The sequence below is a fragment of the Pantoea sp. T14 genome, assembly GCF_036663535.1.
Classification (GTDB): domain Bacteria; phylum Pseudomonadota; class Gammaproteobacteria; order Enterobacterales; family Enterobacteriaceae; genus Pantoea; species Pantoea phytostimulans.
On sequence record NZ_JAWUEB010000024.1, the window covers coordinates 278,412 to 292,858 of the forward strand.

A 14,447-nucleotide genomic window follows, 5' to 3' on the forward strand; every position below is an offset into this window, starting at 1 on the left:
TTGCTTTAAAGCGGGGCACAACGGCCCCATAAGCGGATTTAGCGAGGAAAAAGCATAAACAAGGTGGGCAATTGTGAAAGCAGATACAAGATCAAACCGATCGTACCGCCAACCAGCGTGCCGTTAATACGAATAAACTGCAGGTCTTTACCAATGTTCAGCTCAATCTGTTGCGACATCTCACGCGCATCCCAACTTTTCACCGTATCGCTGATGTGGTGAGTCAGGAAGGTGGAAAACTCAGGCGCCACGCTGCGTGCGGCATCTTCAAGATGTTGATTCATGGAGCGGCGTAACGCTTCATCAGCGGCCAGCGTTTCACCCAGCCATAAAGCCGCCAGGCGTACCCTTTCCTGAACGCGAGAATCGTCGCTGCTGAGATCGGCTTTCAGCCACGAACGCAGATCGTTCCACAATTCGCCGATATAGCGATTCAGCGACGCATCTTCTTTCAGCCAGCTTTTAATCACTTCGGCACGTTCGGCCATCTCAGGATCGTTTTTCAGCTTCTCAATCAGGCGATCCACGGCACGATTAAAACCCAGGCGCAGCTCATGTCCCTGATCCAGCGCAACCTCATCAAGCAGCGTATCAACCGCGTTGGCGACCAACTCCGCGCTGTGCTCGCCAAGCCATTCTGTGGGCAACATTTTGGCTTTTATCGGATGTTCCCGCTTCAGCCAGCGCACAATTTGTAGCGCGATGAACTCGCGGGTGCTGGGCTTGTGCAGCAATCGCAACAGCTGTTCCACTGCGGCGTCCAGCAGTTCCTGATGGCGATTATTCTTGGTCAGGCTCTCAAGCATCAGCGCGCTGGTTTGGCTGAGATCGACTTTATCAATGGCGCGATGCACCGCTCGGCGTAGAAAGTTTTGAATTCGCGTATCGTCAGTGAGATCAAGGAAGCCGCGCATCACCTGCAGCAAGTGACGCCCAACGCGATCGGCATTACCGGGCGCATTGAGCCAGTCCGCCAACATGCGTGACGGATCGTGGCGACGGATCAGATTAAGCAGCGAGTCTGTGTCGAGGAACTTCTCCTGCACGAAGCGACCAAGATTATCGCCGATACGATCTTTGTTACGCGGAATGATGGCCGTGTGGCGTGAGATAAATGGCACCGGCACGCGACGAAACAGCGCAACGACGGCGAACCAGTCCGCCAGCGCCCCGACCATCGCCGCTTCGGCTATCGCTTTTACACCGCTAACCCAAAAGTTGGGCGGCAGAAAAAGGGTGACAATAAAAGTGGCAGCTGCCAGCAGCAGCAGCAGTAACGCCAGACGCTTGGTCCGTTTCAGTTCGTATTCTTTATCCATATTATGATCTTAGCAGAGGTGCAACGTTAACGTCGGCGTCCGCCCAGCAGGCTCCCTAATACGCCGCGAATGATTTGATGAGTGATTTGACGCGTGGCGCTTTTCGCCATGGTTTGTACTACGCCATCTTTTTTTCCGCCGCGCGGGCCGGTGCTACCAAACAGAATATCCTTCAGGCCGCCCAGAATGCCGCCATCCACCGCCACGCTGTTGCCTTTGACTTCCGGCGCATTAGCGCTTTCACTGGCTGCTTGCACACCGTGTTGCAGTCGTTCAAAAGCCGATTCGCGATCGACTTCGGTGTCATATTTGCCCGCCAGCGGCGAATGGTTGATCAGGCCGTTACGTTCATCAGCATTGACCGGGCCCATGCGCGAGCCAGGGGCAATCACCATTGCACGTTCAACCACCGATGGGCTGCCTTTCTCATCTAAAAATGAGATCAGCGCTTCGCCGGTGCCGAGCGCTTGTATCGCCTCGACAGTATTAAAGTTTGGATTGGCGCGCAGCGTTTCCGCTGCGATTTTTACCGCTTTCTGATCTTTGGGGGTGAAAGCGCGCAGGGCGTGCTGGACGCGATTACCTAACTGGCCCAGCACGCTGTCGGGAATGTCAGCAGGATTTTGTGTGACAAACCACACGCCAACGCCTTTAGAGCGAATCAGGCGAATCACTTGCTGAATTTTTTCCAGCAGAACCGGCGGTGCATCACTGAAAAGCAGATGCGCTTCATCGAAGAAAAAGACCAGTTTGGGTTTATCGAGATCGCCCGCCTCCGGCAGATGTTCATATAACTCTGACAACATCCACAGCAGGCTGGTGGCGTAGAGTTTCGGCATTTGATAGAGCTTCTCGGCGGAAAGGATATTGATATAGCCTTTGCCGTCGCTGTCGACACGCATCCAGTCGGCGATCTCCAGCATCGGCTCACCGAAGAAGTGTTCCGCGCCTTGCTCTTCCAGCGCCAGCAGGCCGCGCTGAATGGCACCCACCGATGCGCTGTTAATGTTGCCATATTGCGTCTGGAAAGATTTGGCGTTATCGCCGATGTATTGCGTCATGGCGCGAAGATCTTTGAAATCCAGCAGCACCAGGCCTTGATCGTCGGCGATCCGGAAGATGATTTGCAACACACCACTTTGCACTTCATTAAGATTCAGCAAGCGTGCGAGCATTAATGGGCCAAGGTCAGAAACCGTGGCGCGCACTGGATGGCCTTTCTCGCCAAAAATATCCCACACCATCACTGGATTACGCTGCGGCTGCCAGCCGCTGACGTCGATTTTCGCCAGTCGCTGCTGCAATTTTTCACTGCTTTGGCCTTCCGCCGCGACGCCGGTTAAATCGCCTTTCACATCAGCCATAAAGACCGGCACACCGATAGTGGAAAAAGATTCTGCCAGCTTTTGCAGCGTGACCGTTTTACCGGTGCCGGTTGCGCCGGTAATTAAACCGTGGCGGTTGGCCATCTGCGGTAAAAGATGGAGTTGGACGTCGGACGTTTGGGCAATCAGCAGCGGGGAAGTCATCATTTTCCACTCTCAGGCGATAGGATATGCCTGAAGAATAGCAAGCGGGGCGCGGCAGAGCGGAGAAGATTTACCCGAAAAACGGACGCGTCCCGCCAGGCGCGAACTCGGCGGGACGTAAAACCTTACTTTTGGACCTCCTCAAAGTTGAGCAGCGAGACGCCAATGCCCTGACGCACGTGGCTGATGTTGTTACGCACCGCGACCTGCGTCGCACCTTGTAACATCACCACATAAGGTGAATCTTGCTGAACGCGGGTCTGTAAATCAGCGTATTGCGCGCGGCGCTTCGCGACATCACTTTCGCCTGCCGCCGTGCGGGTTTCTGCGCTGAGATCGGGAATCTCCCAACCTACGCGCCATGCCAGCGTTTTGCCGCCGTTGGGAACGTTATAGGCGAAGGCGCTTGCGTTGGTGTTTGGGTCGATATAGTCCGCACCCCAGTAAACAAAGATCGATTCAAAGTCGCGACCGCGCATTTTGCTCCATAACTCTGACTCTGCCACCGGCTGAATATCCAGATTGACGTCCGCCTTGGCAAAGCTGGCTTGTAGCGCCTGCGCGACGTCAATATAAGGCGGCTGATTTACCACGGTTAACGCAATATGGCTGCCGGGCTTGATGCCACCTTTTTGCAGAATCGCTTTGGCTTTATCTACATCGTAATGGAAAGGCGTGCTGTTCAGTGCACCGTCAAAGCCATCAGGCAAAAAGCTCTGATGAATACGGTATTGGCCCTTGAGCAGCTGATTGGCGACGCTGTCGTAATCGACTAACCAGCGGGCGGCTTGCCACAGCGCGGGGTTCGCCAGGGCGGGTTGCTGGGCGCTTTTGGTGTTAAAGCCGAGGTAATAAACCAGGCTAGACGGGAAGGCATCAATACGTACACCCGCGTCGGTTTTTAACGCGGCGATTTGATCTGGCCCGAGCTGGTAAGCCACATCAACATCACCCTGTTGAATCAGAAGACGCCGCGAACCGGGATCGGCCACGCCTTTTAGCAGCACGCGTTTCAGATGCGGTTTTGGACTCGCATTGGCATTGGCGTCCAGCAGCAGCGCCTGCAGCGGAATAAACTGCTTGATAGCATAAGCGCCACTGCCCGCAGAATGCACTTTGAGCCAGCCATTGCCGAAATCATTATTGCTGGCGTGTTGCAGCGCCAGCTTACTGTCAACAATCGACGCCACGGGCGCCGTTAACAACCGCAGCGCCAGATCGTTGCCGATTTGCGCCGGCCAGCGCAGTTCAAGCTGATGATCGTTGATCACGGTAAATTGCTGGTCGATGTTCTCTGGCGTCCAACCAAACTCGCCGAGGATAAAAGAGGGTGCTTTGTTTAGCTTCACCGCACGCGTTAACGAGAACACGACATCCTGTGCCGTTAACGGATTACCGCTGGCAAAACGTGCCTGCGGATTAAGATCAAATATCAGGCTGTGCGGCGTTTTCCCGGCTTGCCATTTTAGGGCGGCGAGCGGCGATAACTGCTGCGCATCCTGATGATTCGGTTCCAGCAGTGTTTGATAAATGTTACGCAGGCTGCTGTTGCTGACGGTCTCAAAACTTTCGGCGGGATCAAAGCTGATAATGCCATCCAGCGGCACGGCGACGACCAGGGTGTCTGTGGGTGTTGCCGCCTGAGCGGTGGTAGCTAGCGTCATGGTGGCCAGCAACGCGAGTAGCGATTTACGCATGAGGTTTATCCTGAGTAATTGATAAACCTACTCTATCCGGCAATGAGAAATGTCAAAATGCCGCTTTGTTCTGAGCTTTGCATAAATATTGCGTCAGGCTTTCAGGCAGATGAACAATTTGAAACAGAACGACGCCGGTAAATAGCGTTGCGTATTTTTTATCCGCCCGGAAAATAACCGGCCTATTCTGATTTGCTGCTTATTACGGCTATATCTGTTTGCAACCGGGTAAAAGTAAATATAATGTTGCCAATGAGAATAATTCTCTTGTATGGAAGTATGATTTATTTTTATCGATTATTTTACGTGATGATGACATTACGGAAATAATAGTGGTTAATGATTCAGCATATTGTTTCAATTACCCGATGATTGTGCGGTTTTAGCCTAAATTTCCGCCCTCAAATTTTGTTACCTGCCTGCAACCTCTCAGCAACACGATGATAAATTTTCACTAAAACACATTTCAAATTCAATTTTTACATTTAGACATATCTATATCCCTAAGATTGCCAGGTTATTAACCGATATGTTTCGTTATTCACATAATAATTACTTCTACTTCACCTTGTTTAAGTTATACGCGTGTAGGCTGCGCTCGTGTTCTCCCATCACTTACTTAAGTAAGTCTTTGGCGAATTAATGAGCGTGCCGCCATGCGATAGCTTGAATAATGTTTAGTAGAGAGCAAATGAGAGTCGTGCGGCTATGCTTCTTCAAAAACCCACCACCAGGCGTAAATTTTTACTGGGCTCATTATTGGCATTGCCATTAAGTGAGCTGGTATTTAAAGGAATAACTGCAGCGCAAGCTGCGGAATTGGCAGCACCGGAATTAGCTGACTATAAACCGATATTTTTTAGTGCAGATGAGTGGCAATTTATTCTTGCGGCGACCGATCGTTTGATTCCGGCTGGCGGCAACGGTAAAGCACCTGGCGCACTGGAAACCAACGTGCCGATCTTTATCGATCAGCAACTGCACAGCGAAGAGTTTGGCAGCGAAATCTACATGCAAGGCCCGTTCAATATCAACGCGCCGGCCACCATGGGGTATCAGATCCCATTCCGTCCACAGCAGCTGTACAAGACCAGCATTAAGTTGGTTGAACAGTGGACGCAGAGCACTTATCAAAAATCCTTCCATGCGCTTACTGAGCAAGAGAAAGATGACGTGCTGACAAAAATCAGCAAAAACGGTATCGACTTTGCCGCATTGGGTGAAGAGAACCTGAAAGCGTCGCAGTTCTTTAGCCAGCTGCTTTCCGATACCAAGCACGGTTACCTCGCGGACCCTATGTACGGCGGCAACAAAGGCATGAAAGCCTGGATTGCTATCGGCTTCCCGGGCGCGCGTGCCAGCTTCACCGAATGGGTGAAACAGCACAACGTTCCGTATCCGCTAGGCCCAGTGAGTATTAAAGGTGAGCGCGCCTAAGCGTGCATCCCGCATCAGGTATTTGAAACAGGATTATCATGGCACAGGTTACTAAAAAAGAAGTCGACGTCATTGTCTGCGGCCTCGGCTGGGCTGGCTCGTTGATGAGTATTGAGCTGGCGCTGGCTGGGCTTGAAGTGCGCGCGCTGGAGCGCGGTGGCGATCGCGATTACGACGAATTCGCTTACCCAAAACCGGCAGATGAATATGCATACGCGGTACGTAATAAAGTGTTTGCGACCCCGGCAGAAGTCGCGGTAACGGTTCGCTACAACACCAGCCAGACCGCATTGCCGACCCGTAAATGGGGCGCGTTTGCACCGGGCACCGGTGTGGGTGGCGCAGGTATGCACTGGACGGCCGTTTTGATCCGTCCAACCCCAACTGATATCAAACTGAAAACCTACGTGGATGAGGCGTACAAGCCAGGGATCCTGCAGGAAGATATGCGCGTGATGGATTTCCCGTTCACCTGGGATGAGATCGAGCCTTATTACTACAAGTTTGAGCTGATTTGCGGCCAGTCTGGCAACACCGGCAACCTGCGCGGCCAAATTCTTGAAGGCGGAGATCCGTTTGAAGGACCGCGTTCAGAACCTTATCCGCTGCCTGCGCTGGATGACACGCTTAACAACGTGATGTTCAAAGAAGCGGCGACCAAACTGGGTTATCACCCGTTCCCGAACCCGTCTGCTTGCGTATCACGGGCGTGGAAAAACCCGTACGGCAACCAGATTGCGCCGTGTAACTACTGCGGTTATTGCAGTAAATATCCGTGCCTGAACTACTCCAAAGCCTCACCGCAAACTGCCGTGATGGATTCACTGAAGCGCATGCCAAACTTCTCTTATGAAGTGCACGCCGAAGTGATCAAAGTGGTGCTGAACGATGACAAGAAAACCGCGAAAGGCGTGATCTACATTGATGCGCAGGGCAACGAATGCTTCCAGCCTGCCAAAATCGTGGTACTGAGCAGCTTCCAGCTTTATAACGTGCGTTTGATGCTGCTGTCCGGTATCGGCAAGCCGTACAACCCAATCACTGAAGAGGGTGTGGTAGGACGTAACTACGCGTTCCTGTCGAACGGCGGTGCGACGTTGTTCTTCAAAGACAAAAACTTCAACCCGTATGCGACCGCAGGCGCAACCGGCCAGATGTTTAATGATATCTCGCCAGGCAACTTTGATGGTCCTGCACTTGGCTTCCTTGGCGGCGCGAAGATCCACAGTTCGCAAGCAACCGGTACGCCAATCAGCACCGCGCTGCCTAAAGGCACGCCAACCTGGGGCATGGGCTACAAGCAAGGCCTGGAAGAGTGGTACGGCCATTCCATGAAGATCAGTATCACCACGACGTGCCAGTCGTACCGTGACATCTATCTGGATTTGGATCCGAACTACAACGATCATCACGGCTTGCCGCTGCTGCGCATGACCTTCAACTGGAAAGAGAACGAGTTGAAGTTGCAGCAACACCTGAAAGGTATCGTGGGTAACATCACGAAAGAGCTGAATCCAGACAGTTCCAGCATGAGCTTCCTGCCAATGGGCGCTGACTTTGACCTGACCAAATACGTTTCCACCCACAACGTGGGCGGCGCGGTAATGGGCGACAACCCGAAAACTTCAGCACTGAACAAGTACTTGCAGAGCTGGGACGTGCATAACGTCTTTGTACCGGGCGGTAACGCTTTCCCGCAGAACTTCCAGGCTAACCCGACCGATACCATCGGCGCGATTACCTTGATGGCGGCACAAGCAATCAAAGATCACTATTTGAAAAATCCCGGCCCACTGGTACAGGCGTAAGCGTATGAACAAGCTGAATTTAAAATCATTCTTATTCGCCAACGCCTTGCTGCTTGCCAGCGGATTTGCGGTGCAGGCGCACGCAGAAGATGACGCTCAACTGATCAAGCAGGGCGAGTATTTATCTCGTCTTGGCGATTGCATGGCGTGCCACTCGGTTTCGGGTAAGCCCGATTACGCGGGGGGGTTGGCGATTGAGTCGAATCTTGGCACCATCTTCTCCACTAACATCACGCCAGACAAAGAGCACGGTATCGGTAATTACACCGAGCAGCAGTTCTCTGACGCGGTACGTAAAGGCGTTCTGCCGGACGGCTCACGCCTTTATCCGGCGATGCCTTACCCGGACTACGCCAAGATCAGCGACACCGATATGCACGCGCTGTACGTTTACTTCATGAAGGGTGTGAAGCCGAGTGCTGAACAGCCTTCTGAAACAAAGCTGAGCTTCCCGTTCAGCCAGCGTTGGGGCATGCGTTTCTGGAACTGGGCGTTCACCACGGACAAACCGTTCCAGCCAATTGGCGGCGCATCTGAAGAGATCAACCGCGGTGCTTATATCGTAGAAAGTCTCGGCCATTGCGGCAGCTGTCATACGCCACGTGGTTTAGGCATGAACGAGAAATCGCTCGACAGCGGGGATGATCAATTCCTGGCGGGTGGCAGCCTGAATAACTGGGATGTGCCTTCGCTGCGTGGTATGCCGCGTTGGAGTGAGCAGGAGATTGTTGAATACCTGCAAACTGGACGTAATGACAAAGCTGCGGTGGGCGGTGAGATGAAGTCTGTTATTGAACACAGCAGCTCACACATGACTGATGCCGATCTGAAAGCGATTGCGGCTTACCTGAAGTTCATTGGGGGTAATCCAGCGTTGCAGGCGAGTAATGTGCAGGCACAGCAGGCGACTGAAGCCAAACTGACGGCAGCGAAAAACCTGAGCGAAGGCGAACGTCTTTATCTCGACAACTGTGGCGCATGTCATTTTGTCACCGGTAAAGGTGCGCCGGGGATCTTCCCAGAATTGGATCAGGCAACCATCGTGAATGCGAAAGATCCAACCGGTTTGATCCACACCATTCTGGTGGGTGCTCAGCAACCGTCAACCGAGAAAGCACCGTCGACGCTGGCGATGCCGGGCTTTGGGAGTCGCCTGAGTGATGAAGAAGTGGCGCAGCTCGCCACCTTCGTTCGCCAGGGTTGGAGCAACCAGGCGCCAGCGGTGAGCAAAGATCAGGTAGCGGAAGTACGTAAGTCACTTCAACACTAATCTGCTCCGATCGGTCCCTTCCTCCATTTATGGGGGAAGGTTAGGATGGGGGACAGCGGGCAGGATATTCCTCTGCGCAATGCCCCCCACCTTAATCCTCCCCCATAAATGGGGGAGGAGACTGATCGAGTGAGTTGTTGATGAGAGTGAAAAGGCTGCTCGAGTGAGTTGAAGACCGATCGAATCTCTCAATGAAACGCGTGAACCAATTCCAGCACGCCGTTGATGACAAACTGTACGCCCATACCGTTATGGGGAAGGTCAATCACTCTCCGATCGGTCCCTTCCTTCATTTATGGGGGAAGGTTAATTACTCTCCGATCGGTCCCTTCCCCCATAAATGGGGGAAGGTTAGGATGGGGGACAGCGGGCAGGATATTCCTCTGCGCAATGTCCCCCACCTTTATCTTCCCCACACGTGGGGGAGACTGATCGAGTGAGTTGTTGATGAGAGTGAAAAGGCTGCTCGAGTGAGTTGAAAACCGATGAATCTCAATGAAACGCGTGAACCACTTCCAGCACGCCGTTGATGACAAACTGCACGCCCATACAGATATGGGAGAAGCTTAATCACTCTCCAATCGGTCCCTTCCCTCATTTATGGGGGAAGGTTAGGATGGGGGACAGCGGGCAAGATATTCCTCTGCGCAATGCCCCCCACCTTAATCCTCCCCCATAAATGGGGGAGGAGACTGATCGAGTGAGTTGTTGATGAGAGTGAAAAGGCTGCTCGAGTGAGTTGAAGACCGATGAATCTCAATGAAACGCGTGAACCACTTCCAGCACGCCGTTGATGACAAACTGCACGCCCATACAGACCAGCAAAAAGCCCATCAAGCGCGAAATGGCTTCAATGCCACTTTTGCCGACCAGCTTCATAATGCCGCCTGAACAGCGCAGCGAAATCCAGAGAATCAGACTCACCAAAAAAAAGATAATAACTGGCGCCACAGTGATGACCCAGTCAGGGAAATCTTCGCCACTTCTTACTGTAGAGGCTGAACTGATGATCATCGCAATGGTGCCAGGCCCGGCGGTACTCGGCATGGCTAACGGCACAAAAGCGATATTCACCGTTTCTTTCTTTTCTAGCTCATCCAGCTTTTGTTCAGCTTCAACCGATTGTCCTGCCGCTTTAGTCGGAAACAGCATGCGAAAACCGATAAACGCGACAATCAATCCACCCGCAATACGCAAGCCTGGAATCGAGATGCCAAAGGTGTGCAGCACCGCGTTACCGGCGTACCACGCCACCATCATGATGGCAAAAACGTAAACTGAAGCCTGAAAGGCCTGATGATTACGCTCGCTGAAACTCATGTCGCCAGCTAATCCTAAGAACAGCGCCACGGTAGTGAGCGGGTTGGCGAGCGGTAGGATCACCACTAATCCTAATCCGATAGCTTTTAAGAGTTCCAGCATGCCGTTTCCCTCTATGAATGAAGCGTCAGCGGGATGCTGACGCACATTTTTAGTGTTTCGGGCGTTCCAGCGCTTCTAACAGTTCCGGGAAAAAGTCTTGTAAAATTTCAGGCGTCATCAATTCAGGATATTGCATCAAATGTTCACGGATGCGCTCATTCACGTCGGGAATTAACTGCTGAGCAGCGTGAGTGGCATTCACTTTTTGCTTCTTCATAATGCGCAAAATGGCGTCGGGCAAGCTGTCTTCATCATCGGTATCGTCCGCCATCTCCAGCGCATCCAGCTCGTCAAACATCTCCATGAGCTCTTCGGTTTGTGGCGTACGCGACTCATATTCGCGCGGCTGTTCTTCCTCAAGGTAGCGCAGCATGGCGCGCATCGGTGTGCCATCTGGCGTAGAAGGCGGCTCAGCCGCAAACCAGTTCAGCAACTGATGCATGGTGACCTGATGCACATGGTAGCCGCTATCGACCAGCTCATCTGCGAGCAACTCGGCAGTTTCATTCTCAATCAGGCAGATATGCGTTTTGCTCGGTTCGTATTGTTCAAGCCATTGGTATATCTCTTCAATTACACCGTCTTCGTACTCGAATTTTTTGTTGATATAGCTGCCATCCGGGTCGTGTACGCAGGCTTTTATGAGATCGGGATCGAAGTAAATCGCAATGTTGAAGCCTTTCATACGTGCAGTCCTGTGTGATTCTAAAAACTCACTATAACGCTGGATGATGCGTTAGGAAACGACAGGGATCAGCAGTTTGCTGCGGCACAGGTTACGCGAACAATTAGCGTTCTCGCCGTGGTGATTTTTTACGTGTTGTCGTAAAGAAATGAGAAACGATTCAAAGGGGTAAAAGACGTAGCGCTAAATTTGCGGAGAAACGGCGGGGAAAGGGGGAATAAGCGCATGACATCTTGTTCATACGCTTAAATTTATTCGATCAACATGCGATTAAGAAATGAAGTTTTTGCCTTGCTTCAATACCACATCACACGCTTTGGTTTTCAGCTTCTCGCCCATGGTTGAGTTGCTCAAGGTTTGCAGATTCAACTGCTGACCGTTACCGGTATTCAGCAAACCGGCCACGCCTTGCTGGTAATCGGTTTTCTGCTCTTGTGCGGTTGTGGTATTCAGGCCCAGCTTGCTCAGTACCTGATCTTTCACCGACTGCACATTGTTTTTCACCACATTGTGCTCAACACAATATTGCATCACGCCTGCTGCGTTGGTCATGCTGTTGGCGCTAACTGCTTTGTCACCGCCGTTGAGTAAACCGGTGAGTGATGACAGCGATAAGCCACTGTTCTGCGTGCTTTGTGTATTGCTGGTGGAAGTGCTGTTGTTCTGCTGATTCAACTGCGACGCTGCGCTGCTGAGTTGATCCTGCCAGCTTGCTGCCGATGCGCTACCTGCTACGAAAAGCGCGGCTAAACCCCATCCCAAATTTTGTAACTTTTTCATCTCAACCTCAGTCATTTAATTATCTTCACTGGCTCTGGCCAATTCAGAGAAGTCTGAACGATAAAAGTTCAATTAAATACAGGGTGCTTATCCTTTTGAGAATATTCTGCATGAATCTGCTGTTGTTTTAATCAGTGTCGATATAAGCATTGGTTTGTATTTTATAAAAGTGGCTTGGACGTGCCTTTTATTATTTAAGTGCCCGGCCTGAAATATTAATTAATATTTATTAAAACTTAGATATAAACAAGTGCGCTTAGTCCTGGGAAATGTAAATTTCGCGCTGCGTTTAGTTGATAGAATCCAGGCAGGATGCGGGTTTGGGTAACTTTGGGTGTAAAAAGTCGGCGTTGCTTATTTTCATTAATCATCAATGAGTTAGGTTGATTTTATATTTTATGATGTTTCGCTTTTATAGTGATTTTAACGGCCTTAACATTTGGGTTTAATTTAATGGTGATCAATAAAAATTATTATTTCTTCTTCCAAACTCAAATTTATCATCTAGGCTTAATCACTGTGTCAGGCAGTTGCGGCGAATATTCATCTCACTCATAGAGATTGTGTGAATATTTAATTATCGAGAAGATATGCGGGAGAGAATATGGCTGGACAGCCGGAACACAATAAAGAAGCTGACGTCACGCTGAAGCTCGCTGAAGAGCAGATAGAGCTGACAAAGCAGAAGGTTGTGGATGGTCGTGTCCGTGTAACCCGTTCCACAACTGAGCATGACGAAGTGATCAATACGTTGCTTAATAAGGAAAAAGTTGAGGTTGAGCATGTGGCTAAAGCGCAACACGTAGAGTCCATGCCAGAAATCAGGGAAGAAAACGGCGTACTTATCGTTCCGGTCGTTGAGGAAGAAGTTGTTGTAGTAAGAAAACTGGTGCTTAAGGAAGAGATCCACATTCGAAAGGTTCAGGAGACCGTGCCTTTTCAGGAAGTGGTAACTCGACGCAAGCAGCAGGTAAACATAGAGAAAGAAGACGATCGGTAATAAATAGCTAACAAGAGAGGAATAATCATGGCACACGAAAAAATCGTAACATTGTTCGATTCTGCAATTCAGGCAGATGCCGCGAAAAGAAATCTCCTGAAAGCCGGTTTTCCTGATCAAGATATCAGTTTAATCAGTGGTGAACGTTTGCAGTCAGAAGGGAAAGCTATTCGACATCCAAGCATCTGGCAGCGTCTGTTTGGTCATACAGTAGATGAAGATCAGGCGGACATTTACAGTAAAGCGATGGATAAAGGCGGCGTAGTCCTTTCGTTGCGCACCGAGGAAGAGAAGCTGGCCAAAGCAATGACCATCCTTCATTCCCATGACTCGGTTGATGTTCCTTCACGCATGAAGAGTTCGCTTAGCGACTCGACACAGCAAAATGCGGGCGAACGTGCAGTAAATCCTACTGCAGGCCGTGAGTTTGCGGGCGAAACCAATGATCGCAGCCGTAGCAAAGTTGAACCACTGCGAACTTCTCTCACTGGCGATGAAAGTGAAGAAGATATTCTACGTCTGGCTGAAGAGCAGCTGGAAGTGGGTAAACGTCTGGTTAGCGAAGGTTCAACCCGTGTACGCCGTTATACTGTGACCGATGAAGTCGCAAAAGATATTTCGCTGCATGAGCAGCATGCTGATATTTTCCGTCGCTCTGTGAATGAGCCAGCGCTGACCGGTGAAGTGGACTGGTCGGAAAAAACGGTAGAAGTCGCCGAGTCGCACGAACAGCCAGTGATCAACAAAACCACCAATGTGAAAGAGGAAGTGGTGGTGCGGACAGATGGCAGCGATCGCACTGAAACAGTGAACGATACCGTACGCCGTCAGGAAGTGGACATCGACAGGAAGACACCCGCAGCGGTTGAAGGTGCGCTAACACCGAATAGCGGAAAAACGGCAAGCAGTGCAGGTGTGTCACCCGCTGCGGCTGCTACTAATCCCAATGGTGTGAACACGACCGGCAATACACCACTGAATGCGCAAACGCGTGATACCAAGCCCAGCGTAACCGAAAGGGCAGGTGAGAAAATTGGCGAAGCGAAAGACAAGGTCGAAGATAAACTGAAACAACGTAATTACGACCATTCGCACTAAGTAGTCAGTTAAATGTCGCGGAGATGATTTCGCGTCAATAGCAGGTTTAGAGCGGTTTACGTTTTAAGCTTTGCAACACCAGACAAGGTCAGCCGGAAGGCTGGCCTTGTTGCATTTAGTGGATTTACAGCACTTTCCGCTGATTTTTTCGCCGCTTAGCGCATATCTCTGTTAAAGGGGCTTGCGCGTTGAGCGTGTAACGGTATAATCCCCAACGTTTTCCGCATCCTCTTCAGTGCCGAAGTGGCGAAATCGGTAGACGCAGTTGATTCAAAATCAACCGCCGCAAGGTGTGCCGGTTCGAGTCCGGCCTTCGGCACCATCGAGAGATACGAGAACGTCCGGGACAGCCCATAAGTCCCTAAAATTAAAGCCGAAAGGCTTTTTTTTTGGTCTAAATTC

At 51.1% G+C, this 14,447-nt stretch carries 11 protein-coding genes and 1 tRNA gene; 6 read left to right on the top strand and 6 right to left on the bottom strand.

Annotation, left to right across the window (positions count from 1 at the left end; genetic code table 11):
* Positions 1-38: 38 nt before the first annotated feature.
* The 3 genes from SC127_RS12430 to SC127_RS12440 form a co-directional block, all read right to left on the bottom strand.
* The gene (locus tag SC127_RS12430) at positions 39-1,319 is read right to left on the bottom strand and encodes a DUF445 domain-containing protein (RefSeq protein ID WP_332626687.1); all 1,281 of its coding nucleotides are present in this window, start codon (positions 1,317-1,319) and stop codon (positions 39-41) included.
* A 26-nt stretch (positions 1,320-1,345) separates the two neighbouring features.
* On the bottom strand, positions 1,346-2,848 hold the full coding sequence (locus SC127_RS12435; protein ID WP_332626774.1) for a helicase HerA-like C-terminal domain-containing protein: 1,503 nt from the start codon (positions 2,846-2,848) through the stop codon (positions 1,346-1,348).
* 125 nt (positions 2,849-2,973) lie between these two features.
* Entirely contained in the window at positions 2,974-4,545 is a 1,572-nt protein-coding gene (locus SC127_RS12440; protein WP_332626689.1) for an ABC transporter substrate-binding protein, read from the bottom strand.
* Positions 4,546-5,253: 708 nt separating this feature from the next.
* Between SC127_RS12440 and SC127_RS12445 the strand changes: the two genes are divergently transcribed.
* From SC127_RS12445 to SC127_RS12455, 3 genes are read left to right on the top strand one after another with little or no spacing between them, the layout of a single operon-like run.
* Positions 5,254-5,982, top strand: a complete 729-nt coding sequence (locus SC127_RS12445) for a gluconate 2-dehydrogenase subunit 3 family protein (protein WP_332626691.1) — start codon at positions 5,254-5,256, stop codon at positions 5,980-5,982.
* A gap of 38 nt (positions 5,983-6,020) precedes the next feature.
* Positions 6,021-7,790, top strand: a complete 1,770-nt coding sequence (locus SC127_RS12450) for a GMC family oxidoreductase (RefSeq protein ID WP_215847761.1) — start codon at positions 6,021-6,023, stop codon at positions 7,788-7,790.
* A 4-nt stretch (positions 7,791-7,794) separates the two neighbouring features.
* Positions 7,795-9,060 carry a c-type cytochrome gene (locus SC127_RS12455; RefSeq protein WP_243078683.1) on the top strand — a complete coding sequence of 422 codons (1,266 nt, stop codon included), beginning with the start codon at positions 7,795-7,797 and terminating at the stop codon, positions 9,058-9,060.
* A 756-nt stretch (positions 9,061-9,816) separates the two neighbouring features.
* Here the strand turns inward: SC127_RS12455 and SC127_RS12460 are convergent.
* The 3 genes from SC127_RS12460 to SC127_RS12470 form a co-directional block, all read right to left on the bottom strand.
* Entirely contained in the window at positions 9,817-10,482 is a 666-nt protein-coding gene (locus tag SC127_RS12460; RefSeq protein ID WP_243078682.1) for a MarC family NAAT transporter, read from the bottom strand.
* 49 nt (positions 10,483-10,531) lie between these two features.
* Positions 10,532-11,167, bottom strand: a complete 636-nt coding sequence (locus tag SC127_RS12465) for a hypothetical protein (RefSeq protein WP_243078681.1) — start codon at positions 11,165-11,167, stop codon at positions 10,532-10,534.
* Between the two features lie 270 nt (positions 11,168-11,437).
* Positions 11,438-11,947, bottom strand: a complete 510-nt coding sequence (locus SC127_RS12470) for a DUF2501 domain-containing protein (protein ID WP_243078680.1) — start codon at positions 11,945-11,947, stop codon at positions 11,438-11,440.
* A gap of 604 nt (positions 11,948-12,551) precedes the next feature.
* On the opposite strand from SC127_RS12470, the gene SC127_RS12475 reads away from it, so the two are divergent.
* The 3 genes from SC127_RS12475 (at position 12,552) to SC127_RS12485 (ending at position 14,367) form a co-directional block, all read left to right on the top strand.
* Positions 12,552-12,947 carry a DUF2382 domain-containing protein gene (locus tag SC127_RS12475; RefSeq protein WP_332626696.1) on the top strand — a complete coding sequence of 132 codons (396 nt, stop codon included), beginning with the start codon at positions 12,552-12,554 and terminating at the stop codon, positions 12,945-12,947.
* Between the two features lie 27 nt (positions 12,948-12,974).
* Positions 12,975-14,045 carry a YsnF/AvaK domain-containing protein gene (locus SC127_RS12480; RefSeq protein WP_332626698.1) on the top strand — a complete coding sequence of 357 codons (1,071 nt, stop codon included), beginning with the start codon at positions 12,975-12,977 and terminating at the stop codon, positions 14,043-14,045.
* A 237-nt stretch (positions 14,046-14,282) separates the two neighbouring features.
* Positions 14,283-14,367, top strand: a tRNA-Leu gene (locus tag SC127_RS12485).
* Positions 14,368-14,447: the final 80 nt, after the last annotated feature.

What these genes read in the sequence shown, in the direction of transcription:
- SC127_RS12470 (WP_243078680.1), bottom strand. Translation starts at nt 11,947, where the DNA reads ATGAAAAAGTTACAAAATTTGGGATGGGGTTTAGCCGCGCTTTTCGTA.
- SC127_RS12465 (WP_243078681.1), bottom strand. Translation starts at nt 11,167, where the DNA reads ATGAAAGGCTTCAACATTGCGATTTACTTCGATCCCGATCTCATAAAA.
- SC127_RS12460 (WP_243078682.1), bottom strand. Translation starts at nt 10,482, where the DNA reads ATGCTGGAACTCTTAAAAGCTATCGGATTAGGATTAGTGGTGATCCTA.
- SC127_RS12480 (WP_332626698.1), top strand. Translation starts at nt 12,975, where the DNA reads ATGGCACACGAAAAAATCGTAACATTGTTCGATTCTGCAATTCAGGCA.
- SC127_RS12475 (WP_332626696.1), top strand. Translation starts at nt 12,552, where the DNA reads ATGGCTGGACAGCCGGAACACAATAAAGAAGCTGACGTCACGCTGAAG.
- SC127_RS12455 (WP_243078683.1), top strand. Translation starts at nt 7,795, where the DNA reads ATGAACAAGCTGAATTTAAAATCATTCTTATTCGCCAACGCCTTGCTG.
- SC127_RS12430 (WP_332626687.1), bottom strand. Translation starts at nt 1,319, where the DNA reads ATGGATAAAGAATACGAACTGAAACGGACCAAGCGTCTGGCGTTACTG.
- SC127_RS12450 (WP_215847761.1), top strand. Translation starts at nt 6,021, where the DNA reads ATGGCACAGGTTACTAAAAAAGAAGTCGACGTCATTGTCTGCGGCCTC.
- SC127_RS12435 (WP_332626774.1), bottom strand. Translation starts at nt 2,848, where the DNA reads ATGACTTCCCCGCTGCTGATTGCCCAAACGTCCGACGTCCAACTCCAT.
- SC127_RS12445 (WP_332626691.1), top strand. Translation starts at nt 5,254, where the DNA reads ATGCTTCTTCAAAAACCCACCACCAGGCGTAAATTTTTACTGGGCTCA.
- SC127_RS12440 (WP_332626689.1), bottom strand. Translation starts at nt 4,545, where the DNA reads ATGCGTAAATCGCTACTCGCGTTGCTGGCCACCATGACGCTAGCTACC.